The sequence below is a fragment of the Providencia heimbachae ATCC 35613 genome (assembly GCF_001655055.1).
Classification (GTDB): Bacteria; Pseudomonadota; Gammaproteobacteria; order Enterobacterales; family Enterobacteriaceae; genus Providencia; species Providencia heimbachae.
On record NZ_LXEW01000048.1, the window covers coordinates 267,923 to 282,683 of the forward strand.

Annotated in this window: 11 protein-coding genes; 7 read left to right on the forward strand and 4 right to left on the reverse strand. The window is 39.5% G+C overall.

What is annotated here, in order from left to right; translation table 11 throughout:
* Positions 1-101: 101 nt before the first annotated feature.
* Both pta and ackA read right to left on the reverse strand, forming a co-directional pair.
* Positions 102-2,231: a phosphate acetyltransferase gene (gene pta / locus M998_RS18040; RefSeq protein WP_197467567.1), complete on the reverse strand. Its 2,130-nt coding sequence runs from the start codon at positions 2,229-2,231 to the stop codon at positions 102-104.
* A gap of 80 nt (positions 2,232-2,311) precedes the next feature.
* Complete coding sequence (gene ackA / locus M998_RS18045) at positions 2,312-3,514, reverse strand: acetate kinase (RefSeq protein WP_068444920.1); 1,203 nt, start codon at positions 3,512-3,514, stop codon at positions 2,312-2,314.
* Positions 3,515-4,080: 566 nt separating this feature from the next.
* Here ackA and yfbV point away from each other — a divergent pair.
* From yfbV to M998_RS19850, 5 genes are all read left to right on the forward strand, one after another.
* On the forward strand, positions 4,081-4,536 hold the full coding sequence (yfbV, locus tag M998_RS18050; RefSeq protein ID WP_068910153.1) for a terminus macrodomain insulation protein YfbV: 456 nt from the start codon (positions 4,081-4,083) through the stop codon (positions 4,534-4,536).
* 572 nt (positions 4,537-5,108) lie between these two features.
* On the forward strand, positions 5,109-5,603 hold the full coding sequence (locus tag M998_RS18055) for a YfbU family protein (RefSeq protein WP_068444917.1): 495 nt from the start codon (positions 5,109-5,111) through the stop codon (positions 5,601-5,603).
* 203 nt (positions 5,604-5,806) lie between these two features.
* A complete protein-coding gene (locus M998_RS18060; protein ID WP_068910155.1) occupies positions 5,807-6,481 on the forward strand; it encodes a sugar phosphatase in 675 nt (224 codons plus the stop codon).
* Between the two features lie 87 nt (positions 6,482-6,568).
* Entirely contained in the window at positions 6,569-8,398 is a 1,830-nt protein-coding gene (locus M998_RS18065) for an SLC13 family permease (protein ID WP_068444913.1), read from the forward strand.
* A 139-nt stretch (positions 8,399-8,537) separates the two neighbouring features.
* Complete coding sequence (locus M998_RS19850; protein WP_231906733.1) at positions 8,538-8,963, forward strand: hypothetical protein; 426 nt, start codon at positions 8,538-8,540, stop codon at positions 8,961-8,963.
* Positions 8,964-9,018: 55 nt separating this feature from the next.
* On the opposite strand, the gene yfbR is transcribed toward M998_RS19850, so the two are convergent.
* Together yfbR and M998_RS18080 are read right to left on the reverse strand one after the other, a co-directional pair.
* Complete coding sequence (yfbR, locus tag M998_RS18075; protein WP_068444911.1) at positions 9,019-9,600, reverse strand: 5'-deoxynucleotidase; 582 nt, start codon at positions 9,598-9,600, stop codon at positions 9,019-9,021.
* Between the two features lie 651 nt (positions 9,601-10,251).
* Positions 10,252-11,466 (reverse strand): pyridoxal phosphate-dependent aminotransferase, encoded by a 1,215-nt coding sequence (locus M998_RS18080; protein WP_068444910.1) that lies wholly within the window; start codon positions 11,464-11,466, stop codon positions 10,252-10,254.
* Between the two features lie 893 nt (positions 11,467-12,359).
* Between M998_RS18080 and M998_RS18085 the strand changes: the two genes are divergently transcribed.
* Positions 12,360-13,283: a LysR family transcriptional regulator gene (locus M998_RS18085; RefSeq protein WP_068444908.1), complete on the forward strand. Its 924-nt coding sequence runs from the start codon at positions 12,360-12,362 to the stop codon at positions 13,281-13,283.
* 1,033 nt (positions 13,284-14,316) lie between these two features.
* Positions 14,317-14,760, forward strand: coding sequence for an NADH-quinone oxidoreductase subunit A (locus M998_RS18090; RefSeq protein WP_068444906.1), 444 nt, complete (start codon positions 14,317-14,319; stop codon positions 14,758-14,760).
* Position 14,761: the final 1 nt, after the last annotated feature.

Here is a 14,761-nt window from a genome sequence, read left to right on the forward strand (position 1 = left end):
GTCGTATTTTTGATAATTAATCTATTAGACATAAAAAATGCCCGCTGATCATTAGCGGGCATTTCAATTTAAGATGACTTAAAGTGCATTAAAATGAAGAATTAAGCATTTTCATTTTGTGCAGCTTGGATCGCTGTCAGTGCAACAGTGTAAACAATATCGTCTACCAATGCACCACGGGACAAGTCATTAACTGGTTTGCGCATACCTTGCAGCATCGGTCCGATTGACACAAGGTCAGCAGAACGTTGTACTGCTTTATAGGTCGTGTTACCTGTATTCAAGTCTGGGAAGATAAAGACCGTCGCTTTACCCGCAACAGGCGAGTTAGGTGCTTTAGATTTAGCGACATCAGCCATGACCGCAGCATCATACTGTAATGGACCATCGATGATTAAATCTGGACGTTTTTCTTGTGCTAAACGCGTTGCTTCACGGACTTTTTCAACATCGCTACCTGCACCAGAATCACCCGTTGAGTAAGAAATCATCGCAACACGAGGGTCGATACCAAATGCGGTTGCAGAGTCGGCAGATTGGATTGCAATTTCTGACAGTTGCTCGGCAGTTGGATCTGGATTGATTGCACAGTCACCATAAACAAATACTTGTTCAGGCAGCAGCATAAAGAAAACAGAAGAAACGAGTGAACTGCCCGGTGCCGTTTTAATGAGCTGAAGCGGTGGGCGAATGGTATTTGCTGTGGTATGAACCGCACCCGAAACTAGCCCGTCAACTTCACCTTTTTCAAGCATCAAGGTGCCGAGAACAACGTTATCTTCAAGTTGTTCGCGAGCGACAACTTCAGTCATGCCTTTGCTTTTACGCAGTTCAACTAAACGCGCAACATATTCTTCACGCGCTTTAACTGGGTCAACAATTTCAATTCCAGTACCTAATTCAATACCTTGAGCAGCAGCAACACGGCGAATATCTTCTGGATTACCTAATAGTACGCAAGTTGCAATACCACGTTCAGCACAGATGGATGCTGCTTTAACGGTACGTGGCTCATCACCCTCAGGCAGAACAATGCGTTTACCCGCTTTACGAGCAAGTTCAGTTAATTGATAACGGAATGCAGGTGGTGATAAACGATTAGGGCGTTCAGAGTCAGCCACTAATGATTCAATCCAGTCGCTACTGATATGGCGTGCAACGTAGTTTTGAATTTTTTCGATACGTTCATGGTCATCCGCGGGGACTTCAAGGCTGAAGCTTTGCAGATTCAGTGAAGTTTGCCATGTATTGCTATCAACCATAAAGACAGGTAAACCTGTTTCGAAGGCTTGTTCGCAAAGTTTACGAATAGGTGCATCGATATCATAACCGCCAGTTAGCAGTACTGCACCAATTTCCACGCCATTCATTGCCGCTAGTGATGCAGAAACTAACACATCAGGGCGGTCTGCAGAAGTCACTAGCAGTGAGCCTGGACGGAAGTGCTCCAACATATGAGGAATACTACGTGCGCAGAATGTTACTGACTTAACGCGGCGAGTTTTGATTTCACCTTCGTTAACAATTTTTGCATTTAAGTGCTTAGCCATATCAATGGCACGTGTTGCAATTAAATCAAAGTTCCACGGAATAGAGGCCAATACTGGCAAGTTCAGTGAAGACAATGTTTTGGTATCAAGATTGGCAATAGTTGCTTTGGTCGAGTCGTCAAAAATTTCAGACAGGTCAGGGCGAGTACGGCCTTGTTCATCAACAGGTGCATTGACCTTATTAATGATAACCCCAATGATATTTTTGTTGCGTTGACCACCGAACTCGTTACGAGCAAGTTCAAGGCGTTCTTGCATTTGAGTGATACTGCTATTACCTGGGGCTGTAACAAATACAATCTCAGCACCTAGCGTTTTGGCTATCTCATAGTTTAGTGATTGTGCAAAAGAGTGTTTACGTGTTGGAACCAAGCCTTCAATCAGGATAACTTCAGCATCTTTAGTGTGCTCATGGTAACGTGCGACGATCTCTTCCATCAAAACATCTTTTTTTGATGAAGTCAGCAATGATTCTACATATTCCATCGTTAGCGGCTCAACAATCTTGGTAATACTTGAGTGTGAGCGCAGAACTTCAGTAGTTTGGTCTTTATTACCGGAAATACGTGGCTGAGAGATAGGTTTAAAAACGCCCAGTTGAACGCCTTTTTGTTCCATTGAGCGAACGACACCCAAGCTGACGCTGGTTAAACCAACGCTGGTGCCTGTAGGAATTAACATAATTGTACGGGACACGTGAACCTCTTTATTTCTGTGCAAATAGAGAACCGCCAGCAAATTTGCTGGCGGCTTAAAGCGTTTTATGCGGTTAGACGTGCAGCGTCTTGGGCAATGACCAACTCTTCGTTGGTTGGAATAACAAGCGCTGGGCGGCTGTTATCGGTGGTGATCACACCTTCTTTACCAAAGCGAGCTGCAAGGTTGCGTTCATGGTCATATTCAAAACCAAGAAGCGCTAATTTTTTCAGCGTAATTTCACGCACTTGCGCAGAGTTTTCACCAATACCACCCGTGAAGACGATTGCATCAAGGCGGCCTTCCATCAATGCACTGTATGCGCCAACATATTTCGCTAAACGGTGGCAGAAAACGTCCATTGCACGAGTTGCATCCGCTTTCGTACCATAGTTGTCTTCAACATAACGACAGTCACTAGTGACACCCGTCAAGCCCAGTAAACCGGATTCTTTAGTTAACATTTTGTTGATTTGATCAATACTCATGCCTAATGAATCATGTAAATGGAAAATGATAGCCGGGTCAATATCACCGCTACGAGTTCCCATTACTAAGCCTTCTAATGGTGTTAAACCCATTGAAGTATCGACACATTTACCGTTGACAATTGCGGTAACAGAACCACCGTTACCTAAGTGGCAAGTGATGACGTTCAGTTCATCAACCGGTTTATTGAGTCTTTTGGCTGCTTCACGAGAAACATAAAAATGGCTAGTACCATGAGCACCATAACGACGGATACTATGTTCTGAATATAATTCGTATGGCAGTGCGTAGAGGTAAGATTCTTCCGGCATTGTCTGATGAAACGCAGTATCAAATACAGCGACATTTTTATTAATCAGATGCGGGAATGATTTTATTGCTTCTTCAATACCAATGAGGTGAGCAGGATTGTGCAGTGGTGCAAATGGGATAGCCGCTTCGATGCCTGCGATCACTTCATCGGTGATCAGGACAGATGAAGTGAATTTTTCGCCACCATGAACAATACGGTGACCAATTGAGGTTATCTGAGCAGACAATTCTGGTTTTTCAGCAAGGATAGTGTTAACTATGAAATTCAGTGCTTCACTATGTGCAGCACCTGCACCTAAAGGCGCTTCTTTCTTCTCGCCATCCATTTTCCACTTAATACGGGCTTCAGGCAGATTAAAACACTCAGCTAAACCAGATAAGAATTCATCACCATTTGTAGGGTCAATAATGGCGAATTTCAGTGAGGAGCTACCGCAGTTTAGAACCAGTACCAGCTTACTTGACATGGAAATACCTATCGTTAATTGTTGTTGTGAAGCCTTTAAAAGAGCGAATAACCGCTAGCAAAGACTTAGAATAAAATATTAGTCGCTAGAGACTAGCGCATTTTTTACCAGATAAGTCATGATTGATATCATATAAAAAGTGAAAACTTAAACAGACTGGTAAATTTCAGGGCTTTATAAAACTAACGTTACCTTTCCTGTTAAGTGTTTATCAAAAATACTTAACATCTGGCGTTGAAATAACGCTTAAAACCCCAATATATCACTGTAGTCGACAAATTTTAGTGGGCGACAAAGTGGTAAAAACCAACAGCAATTCTAAATAGCGTTAATTCTACTAAAATTATTTTATATTTTATACGTTTTTTTTAAAAACAGGGCATTTGATTGATTCAAATCATAAGTGCCGCATAACAGTCACTATAGTCGGTGCTATAATGGTGCGAAGCGGCAACTATAAGAGAATAGCTGATTTTGCTTAAAGTGGTTTCATTTAAGGTAAATTAGCAAAAATATTTCTCTAGTACGCGTGTTTTTGATTTTTAGATTTCCTTAGGAAGTGATGAATGAGCACATTACAAAATACCCCTCCCGGGTTCTTTAAACGATTCAGATTGGGGAATCTCTATCTGAAAACTTTTCCTTTGGAAAAAAAACTTTCCCCTATTTTTCCTGAAATCCGCATTAATAAAGCGGTTAAATTTGGTATCCGCTTTATGCCGCCAGTCGCGATATTTACCTTAGCATGGCAAATTGCTTTAGGTGGCGAACTAGGGCCAGCAATCGCGACAGCGCTATTTGCCTGTAGTCTACCTATGCAAGGGCTTTGGTGGTTAGGGAAAAGAGCGGCAACCCCATTACCCGCCAGTCTATTAAGCTGGTTTTATGAGATCCGTGAGAAATTTACCGAGGCAGGTATCGCAATCGCACCGATAGAACAACAACCAAACTATATGGCTTTAGCGGAACTTTTGAAGCGTGCTTTTAAGCAGCTGGATAAGTCGTTTATCGACGATATCTAGGTTTACTCGTCATACTTCGTGCTACAGCGTTGTTGCCTGCGTTCAGCGACTTGGGTCACATAGTTCCCTATGCTCCCCAAGCTCTCTTCACTTGCCGCCTAGCTGTAACTCGAATTATTTAGAGTAAACGGTATTATTTAGCGGGATAAAAAACAATTCGTCATACTTGGTGCTACAGCGTTGTTGCTATCGCTCAGATAACCTAGTCACATACTCATGTATGCTCCTCGATTATCTTTGCTCGGCGCCTAGCTGTAACTCGAATTATTTAGAGTAAACGGTATTATTTAGCGGGATAAAAAACAATTCGTCATACTTGGTGCTACAGCGTTGTTGGCGACGTTCAGATAACCTAGTACATACTCATGTATGCTCCTCGGTTATCTTCTCTCGGTGTCTAGCTATAACCCGAATTATTTAGAGTAGAATACCAACACTGATCACTAAAAAACTTGGTTTAACAACAACTAATGCGAAAAGGCTGTTTAGATCAATAAAAGTCATCTTTTCACTGTCCATCCTGATTGTTGAATGCGAAGATTGATTCAATAATTTTTCCGAGGAGAGCCATGATGGAAATGACTAATGCACAACGCCTAATTTTATCCAATCAATATAAAGTGATGACGATGCTTGATCCTGATAATAGCGAGCGTTATCGTCGCCTGCAGACCATTATTGAACGCGGTTTTGGTTTGCAAATGCGTGAATTAGATAGAGATTTTGGTAATCTTACTGAAGATACCTGCCGCACAGTGATTGACACCATGGAAATGTACCATGCGTTGCAAGTGTCATATGCTAACTTGGAAAATAAGCAAGATATCGATGGCCGCCGTGTCCAGTTCTTAGGTTTTGATGCTGCGACCGAAGCGCGTTATTTAAGTTACGTGCGTTTCATGGTAAATACAGAAGGTCGCTACACACACTTCGATAGTGGAACCCATGGGTTTAATTCTCAAACACCAATGTGGGATAAGTATGTCAGAATGTTGGCGATTTGGCATGGTTGTCCGCGGCAGTATCATTTGTCAGCAGTGGAGATCTCCCAAATTCTGACTGCTTAAATTTACTCGTCATACTTCACGTTATAGCGTTGTTGGCTTCTTGCGCTAACCCAAGTCACATACTAGTGTATGCTCCTTGGGATTAGCTTATTCGCCGCCTAGCTACAACGCGAATTATTTAGAGTAAAACCAATTTTATTATTTGAATAATTTAGACATAATCGAGTTTATTTTTTGAATTCAATAAATTAAAAGGAGCAAACGTGAAGTTAAAGGCGAAAGGTTTTCTATTTGATCTTGATGGCACATTAGTGGATTCATTAGCAGTTGTAGAGCGGAGTTGGTGCCTGTTCGGTGAAAAAATTGGTGTTAGTAAAGAAGATATTATTAGCTATATTCACGGAAAGCCTGCGTTAGAAACTTTGCGTCACTTCCTTCCTCATGCCAGTGAAGAGGAAATCATGGTTCATTTTCGCTGGTTAGAAAAAATGGAAAGTGAAGATATGGAAGGGGTAGTGGCTCTACCGGGTTCAGTGGCATTATTGTCACGATTAAATGAACTCAGTGCGCCATGGGCGATTGTCACTTCAGGCACTGTACCGATTGCCCATGGACGTCGGAAAGTCGCGGGGTTACCTGAACCAAAACATTGGGTTACATTCGAAAAAGTCAGTAAGGGAAAACCAGACCCAGAACCTTTCTTGCTCGGTGCTCAAGCATTGTCACTTAACGCAAATGAGTGTATTTCGTTTGAAGATGCCCCTGCAGGTATTCATTCTGCATTAAATGCGGGTAGTAAAGTCATTGCAGTTCATGCGCCAGAAGGAATGCCGAGAAGAGATGAAATTGATATAGTTGTCAGTTCATTAGAGCAAATTTCGGTTACAGGACCTGACAATAATGGCTATTTTGAACTTTCCGTGTCAAAAATAGATTAACAGTGATTTAATCAAAGTAATTCTCCGTAAAACATGGTTAACTAAGGTAAATATTTAACACTGTTTTTTTCGTCGAAAGGGGATGTTTTGAACGGAGAATTGCTGTGGGTGTTAACCCTCTTACTGATTGCAATAGTACTTTTTACCACCAATAAAATCCGTATGGATGTGGTAGCACTATTAGTTATTGTCGCATTTGTTTTGAGTGACACCTTAACGCTTGAACAAGCAACAGCAGGTTTTGCAGACCCTAACGTATTACTTATTGCTGCGCTCTTTGTGATAGGTGATGGGCTCGTCCGAACGGGTATTGCTTACCAGATGGGGGAATGGCTTGTTCGAGTAGCGGGAAGCAGCGAAAGCAAAATGTTGGTGTTTTTAATGCTAACTGTTGCGGGTCTTGGCGCTTTTATGAGCTCAACAGGTGTTGTGGCTATTTTTATCCCCGTCGTCCTCAGCGTCGCTTCTCGCATGAAGATTTCACCCAGCCGTCTTATGATGCCCCTAGGTTTTGCCGGCCTGATCAGCGGAATGATGACACTGGTTGCTACTCCTCCCAATATGGTAGTGAACAGTGAATTGGTACGTGAAGGTATCAAAGGTTTCCAATTTTTCTCAATAACCCCCATCGGTATTATTATCTTATTTGCAGGTATCGCCTACATGTGGTTAACACGTCGTTGGCTGGGCAACAGTGAAGCAGATAAACTCCCCGAGCGTTATCAACGTACTTTTCGTGATCTTATTCGTGACTACAAATTAACTGGGCGTGCACGTCGGCTGGCTATTCGTAAAGGGTCCCCGCTTATTGGACACACTTTAGATGAGCTTCACTTACGTTCTCGTTATGAAGCTAACGTTGTGGGTATTGAGCGCTGGCGGAAATTCCGTCGTGTGATGGTCAGTGCAACGGGCGGGACTGAATTACGTGAGCGGGATGTTCTATTAGTTGATATTTCTGTTAGCGATGACGATTTACGCCAATTTTGTTTTGAACAACAACTCGAACCCATGATTTTGCGTGGTGATTACTTTTCAGACCAGTCTCGTGATGTCGGCATGGCTGAGGTTTCAATGAACCCGGATTCAGAACTCTTGGGGAAAAGCCTGCGTGAAATTAAATTTAGAACCCGATACGGTCTTAATATTGTTGGGATCCGCCGTGATGGTAAAGCACTTGATGGCAAATTGGTCGATGAAGCGTTAAGGCTGGGGGATGTTCTGCTGGTTATTGGTGACTGGAAGCTCATTCGAGTTCTTTCCACCAAACCACGTAACTTCATTGTATTAAATTTAGCGGCCGAAGTTGAAGCGGTTGCTCCTGCATCTTCCCAAGCACCTCATGCACTGTTTTGCTTAGCATTAATGGTTGCCATGATGGTAACAAATGAAATTCCAAATTTTATTGCTGCATTAATTGCCTGTTTATTGATGGGGAAATTCCGTTGTATTGATATGGAAAGTGCCTATAAGTCAATTCACTGGCCAAGCATCATTTTAATCGTTGGAATGATGCCATTTGCTTTAGCGTTGCAAGAGACGGGGGGAATTACCCTTGCTGTTGATGCTCTCATGAAGATTGCAGGGAATATGGGGCCGCACGTGATGTTATTATGCCTATTTATACTCTGTGCAACAATAGGGCTATTCATTTCAAATACGGCGACTGCCGTATTGATGGCACCGATTGCGATAGCAGCTGCACGTCAAATGGACGTTTCTCCGCTACCCTTTGCCATGATTGTCGGTATTGCAGCATCTGCTGCATTTATGACACCAGTTTCATCCCCAGTAAATACTCTCGTCCTTGGGCCTGGGGGTTATAAATTTTCTGATTTCTTAAAAATGGGTGTTCCATTTACTATCATTGTGATGATCATCAGTATTCTAGTAGTGCCTATGTTATTTCCTTTCTAATTAATAGGGCTCTATTTTTATTGAGCCCTATTAATCAATATTAAAATATTTAAAAATACCTCTTTAATATTTAAAATTCTTATTCTTATAGTCCAATATTGGTAAATTAATTCTTCTTTATTATTTTATGGTGACGCGGATGAAAATAAATTCGAGTATAATAGATACTGAGAGATACTATTATGGCCTTGCTACATTTGAAAATTTTTGGGGTGAGGATTTAACCCGAGTTGAAATACATTATTATATTTCTGATATAATAAATAGCTCAGAACCTCGTTTTTATAAAAGAAGTTTTATGCGCAATGTTCCTAATAAGTCTATTCTGAAGGATGTTTTTTCATTTAAGTATGAGTTAGGTGTATTTGATTCATATGATTATTGGCAAGTTCTAATCGAAACGCAAAGTGGACGGGTCTATGAAACGAAGAGTAATTTTTATTGTTCAATTAAGAAAGAAGATCATGGGCAGGTGACTCTAGGCGTTAATGGTGAGTCTAAAAAATTATATGTCCATTTTCCAAGTTCTTCAGATTGTTCAACTGCATTAAAATTAAAAGATTAAAAGATTAAAAGATTGATAGATTGAGTAGGAATAGTGAAGTATTCCTACTTTTAGACTAATTACTAATTTCATCAAGGGACAAATTAAACCCAGGAACAAAATTTTCGATAAAATATTGCATTTCTGGGCTATTGCGCTCGTCTAACATCTTTTCAAGCCGTTTTTTCGCGAGTGTAAACTCACTGTTGCCCGCTGATAGCTCTTCTAAACATTTTAAATAGGCGCATAGCGTATCCGCCTGTTTAACAATGAAATGCTCTTCATCTGATTGTAAATCTTCTATAAGCAATTCTTTAAAATCTTCTTGCAGTTCTTCTGGCAGCATATCCAACAATTTCTGTTGGGCAAACTTTTCAATTTTTTTATACTCATGAGCGATTTGTGGGTTGTGATATTTTATTGGTGTGGGTAAATCACCCGTAATCACTTCACTTGCATCATGGTACATTGCGAGTAGCGCAATGCGTTGTGCATCAACATTTCCAGCAAATTTACGATTTTTAATAATCGCTAGTGCGTGTGCCACCATAGCCACTTGTAGGCTGTGCTCTGAAACGTTTTCAGTACGAACATTACGCATTAAAGGCCAGCGATGGATGAGTTTCATTCTAGCAAGGTGGGCAAAAAAGTAGCTCATAGAACCTCATTATAAATGCAAAGAAATAATTATAAGGTATATGCTGGTCACTGTTCAAGTTGCAGGACTGCTGGCTGTACTTATTCGCACTAGCTATCTATTTATTTATAGAGGTGCATGCTAGATAAGAAAATGGTAACGCATTATTTTATCGATTAGCATAAATCTTAATTATTTAGCGTGCTGAAAATTAAGATAAAGATAGATTCATTCAAATATATCTAAATGAAAAGATAAAAAGATAAAAAGATAAAAAGCAAAGATCAGACTGAATTAAATCGATTATAGCAGTAGTAAGAAAAATAAAAATTGAAAATAAAAATAAATTTTAATCTACAGGCGATAGTCTAATTAAGAGCGAGAGAATAAAACACCTTAACTTGGTTTTAATTATCATTTGATTTGGTGTCATAAAAAATTATAATCAAAGGTGTCAGCAATTAAATTTTATTAAGGGACGTTATGAAGTATTTTCCAATAATATTATTGTTATTTTTCTTAGCAGCGGTTTATTTTATATCTATTATTTGATAATCAAATTATGACTGTTTTTATTCGATGGTATTAAAATGATTATTTGTGATAGCGATAAATAAAAATAGCCGCCTAAAAATCAGGCGGCTATTTTACGATTACAGAACAGAATTTATCTTATTGGCGATAGTGTTCGATGAAGCGTCCAAATTTATTAATTGCCATTTCAAGGTCGTCTACATAAGGCAGAGTCACGATACGAAAATGGTCAGGTTCTGGCCAGTTAAATGCCGTTCCTTGTACAAGTAGAACCTTTTCTTGCAATAGTAAGTCCAAGATCATTTTTTGGTCATCATGGATATTGAAGCGCTTAATATCAATTTTTGGGAACATATATAGTGCCCCTTGTGGTTTGACACAAGAAACTCCCGGGATTTGGTTAATTAATTCCCAAGCACGGTTACGCTGCTCATAAAGCCGACCGCCCGGTTGAATAAACTCACTGATACTTTGATAACCTCCAAGCGCTGTTTGGATGGCATGTTGCATTGGTACGTTGGCACACAAGCGCATGGAAGCGAGCATTTCTAAGCCTTCAATATAGCTTTTTGCATGTTTTTTCGGACCGTTGAGTACCATCCAACCTTGACGAAAACCTGCTACGCGGTAGGTTTTAGATAACCCATTGAAGGTGATCGTTAATAAGTCAGGTGCAAGGGCTGCGATTGAGTGATGAACGGCATCGTCATAAAGGATCTTGTCATAAATTTCATCTGCATAAATAATCAGATTATGTTGGCGAGCGATCTCGACAATTTCCATCAGCAATTCTTTACTGTAAACCGCACCAGTTGGATTATTTGGATTAATAACCACGATACCACGCGTTCTTGGGGTTATTTTTTTACGAATATCGTCGAGATCAGGCATCCAACCTTGCTGCTCATCACACATATAGTGAACGGCATTTCCACCTGAAAGGGAAACAGCCGCTGTCCATAATGGGTAGTCTGGAGCGGGAACTAGCATTTCATCACCATTATTAAGCAATGCTTGCATGGCTTGGACAATTAATTCAGAAACACCATTACCGATATAGACATCTTCAACCGTCATTTCGTGGATACCACGCGCTTGATAATGCTGAACGATGGCTTTCCGTGCGGAATAGAGACCCTTTGAATCACAGTAACCTTGCGAACTCGGCAGATTACGTAGGACATCAACGAGGATCTCATCAGGTGCTTCAAAGCCAAACGGTGCTGGATTCCCAATATTCAGTTTGAGGACTTTGTTACCTTCTTCTTCTAAGCGCTTAGCTTCTTTTAAAACTGGCCCACGAATGTCATAGCAAACATTATCGAGCTTATTGGATTTTGTTAAATTATTCATTGTTCTCTCATTACCCTAACGGGTGGCTTTGATAGGGGGACCAGCATATATCTCTTACTGTACTCTTCTGTCGGAAGCTTTTGAAGATGCAAGATAATTTTTGGTGTAAAAGGTTGGTTTGTGCATAAATGCAATACAGCGCATCTTAAAATATTCAATAAGTTAGATTTAATATCTAGTTGTATTGCTTTATTTGATATTTTATTTTAATAATTATTGTTGTTTTGGAGTAAAAAAGGAAAGAAAGGCATTAAAAGTGACTCAATTAAAATTTATTGTATCAAAATGTAATATTGAGCATTAAATCATTAATAAAGAAATAAATTTAACACTTAATTGGTGACTTTTTATAATGTTTTGACCTTTTTTGTTAGTAATATTGATTGTTTCAGGCGTGTTTTTTAAAGTAAAGATGAGTGATTTTTTGACAATTAATTGATATGTCTGATAATTGTCAAATAGTGAAATGCTTTTTATAATGTGCTTACATTAAAATAATTGCAATTACATTAAGTATGTTAGTATTTAGACAGCCCAATAAAGATTTTCTTTATGCGGTTTTTGCACTGAAGAATACGTTAAATATTGTTAGGTTACCCTTAGAAAACCTCATTGTTATAACCGCTAAATAAAACTATTTAGTCGTTAAATGAGTACAATAGGGACTTACTTATATCAGTTTTTGAAAGTGTATTGCTTTAACCAGATACCAATATGTTTTAATAAGGATTATGTATTTTTACTTAATCCAAGCCTTTGACTAAACATATACCAGGAAATGCAAATCTATGGATTAGAGATGCAAATAATGAAGTAGTTGATACAAACTCGCTGATTCTCACGGAGGAGAGCAGAAACACCAGGTAATATAAAATTATATAAGAGAATTAACGATGATAAATTCCAATCGTCCAATAATGAACTTAGATCTCGACTTGTTACGTACTTTCGTTGCAGTTGCTGATCTTAACACCTTTGCTGCTGCGGCAGCTGCAGTATGTAGAACACAGTCGGCTGTTAGCCAACAGATGCAACGTTTAGAGCAATTAGTCGGTCGTGAGTTATTTGCACGCCATGGTCGGAATAAGCTTCTGACCGCTCATGGATTGCAACTATTAGGTTACGCAAGGCAAATTCTGCGTGCAAACGATGATGCGACAGCGTCATTAACCTATAATGATGCAGAGGGTGAGCTTAGGATCGGTGCATCTGACGATACTGTCGATATTTTGCTGCCATTCCTACTTAACCGTATTGCCTCCGTATATCCACGTATTGCGATAGAAGTGAGAATCAAACGTGCTCAATATATTGAGGCGATGTTGGATAACCACGAAATCGATTTAGCCTTGACCACGGCCAGAATTAGCCATCACCCTAAAACAGCATTAAGAACTGTCCCTGTTTTATGGCATAGCGCCCCTGATTTCCAGTTACGCCATAATGAACCTATTCCTTTGGTTGTAATGGATGAAACCAATCCTTACCGTAAGCTGTGTACCGCAGCCTTAGATGAAGCAGGACTTCCTTGGCATGTTGCCTATGAAGCGGCCTCTTTACCAGCAGTAAGAGCGGCAGTTAATGCGGAAGTGGGTGTAACGGCAAGACCGATGGAAATGCAAAACGCAGATCTTCGCATATTAAGTGAGGCTGATGGTTTACCTCGCTTGCCGGATATTCAATACTGGCTATATAAAAATGCCGATGAGCAAAAAGATTTTGTTTTGACGGTATTTAATGCCATTGAGAATAAAAAAATTCCTTATGTTGCATCAACAGCCAGTGAAATCGCTGAGTCAAATCTTAGCGAAGGGTGAATGAGCCGTCTATCACTGACGAAATAGCATTAATTATTATTAATTACCGAAGCTGAGCCTCAATGATATTGAGCTCGGCTTTTTTTATGGCTTTAAACTAATTAATCTGCCGATGATATAATCTTATTACTCGTTTTAGCGTGTCACTTTTAAATAGCGTGGAATGATTACCTAATAAGTAGTAGTTAAAGTCACTAATAGTATCGGATATTATTTAGAGAGAACCCTCAATATTAAAAATATATTAATCCTATTTTTAATATTAACAAATTCTAGCTTGTATCATTTTTGTGTGGCCAACGGTATTAAAAAGCTTATCCAACTGAGCGATATCATGATTAAGTTCATCGTTATGAATTTTTTATGCTTAGATGGTCACAAATAAATCAATTAACCACTTAATAAGTATGGTTAAATAATCAATAGCATGAAATAATTGTGATATAGATGGCATAACATGAATTTCATTACTTAGTTAACAACTTGTTACTTAATTAACATTCTTTTTTTGCTGAATTGATAAAATAGCGCTGGCTTGTCAGAGAGTTACTATAACTGATGAATAAAAAAGCGTTATCAAGAGATAAAGTAAAATTGAATGCAATGTAAACAAATTGAATACTTTTTCAATAAAACTGTGCGTTAGATCAAATAAAAAGCGCAATTTTTCATCTGTTAAGACAGGTTTTTCCTGAGATAATGGTGTAGTAAAAACGAATAATCAGTTAAACTAGATTGCGTGTTTGCTTGTGTATCATTAAACTGACACGTTTTAGCAGGTTGTGCGTATTTTTTGTTGTATCAGTGTTTTTGAGATGTGAATGTTTTGTAATAAATACGGGTTATTTTGCTTAATTTGAGCGAAATAAATTGTAATGAGAGAGGACAAACCAAACACAGTCTTCAGGCTGATTTTTAGTTTGGTGATAATTTTTGGTCTTTCTTCTCGATTAACTGGGCTATTGTGGTGCAATACTGCCGTGTTGTTAAAAAGAGCAGTTTACACACCATAAGTAATGAGTAAGCAACGAGTATGTCTACATCAATCCTAGCGTTAGCCCATAACTGGGCATTTGCGGTATTCCTTATCGGCACTATCGGTCTTTGTGCTTTCATGTTGGTCGCTGGTCATTTTCTGGGCAGTCGCGCCAAAGCCAGAACAAAACACGTCCCCTACGAATCAGGTATTGATTCTGTTGGTAGTGCCCGTCTTCGCATGTCAGCTAAGTTCTACTTGGTGGCAATGTTTTTCGTTATCTTCGATGTTGAGGCTATGTTTTTATTTGCATGGTCTGTGGCCATCCGCGAAGCGGGTTGGGTCGGTTTCATCGAAGCCGCTATCTTTATTCTAGTATTGTTGGCGGGACTCTTTTATCTGATTCGCGTTGGGGCATTGGATTGGACTCCAGTCCGTTCTCGTCGCGCAGTTAAAGGTCCTAGTGAAGTTATTAAAATCAGCAATCGTCATCCGCAGTAAA

Coding starts and splice junctions, on each gene's coding strand:
- pta (WP_197467567.1), bottom strand. CDS start 2,231: ATGTTAATTCCTACAGGCACCAGCGTTGGTTTAACCAGCGTCAGCTTG.
- ackA (WP_068444920.1), bottom strand. CDS start 3,514: ATGTCAAGTAAGCTGGTACTGGTTCTAAACTGCGGTAGCTCCTCACTG.
- yfbV (WP_068910153.1), top strand. CDS start 4,081: ATGAGCACATTACAAAATACCCCTCCCGGGTTCTTTAAACGATTCAGA.
- M998_RS18055 (WP_068444917.1), top strand. CDS start 5,109: ATGGAAATGACTAATGCACAACGCCTAATTTTATCCAATCAATATAAA.
- M998_RS19850 (WP_231906733.1), top strand. CDS start 8,538: ATGAAAATAAATTCGAGTATAATAGATACTGAGAGATACTATTATGGC.
- yfbR (WP_068444911.1), bottom strand. CDS start 9,600: ATGAGCTACTTTTTTGCCCACCTTGCTAGAATGAAACTCATCCATCGC.
- M998_RS18080 (WP_068444910.1), bottom strand. CDS start 11,466: ATGAATAATTTAACAAAATCCAATAAGCTCGATAATGTTTGCTATGAC.
- M998_RS18085 (WP_068444908.1), top strand. CDS start 12,360: ATGATAAATTCCAATCGTCCAATAATGAACTTAGATCTCGACTTGTTA.
- M998_RS18090 (WP_068444906.1), top strand. CDS start 14,317: ATGTCTACATCAATCCTAGCGTTAGCCCATAACTGGGCATTTGCGGTA.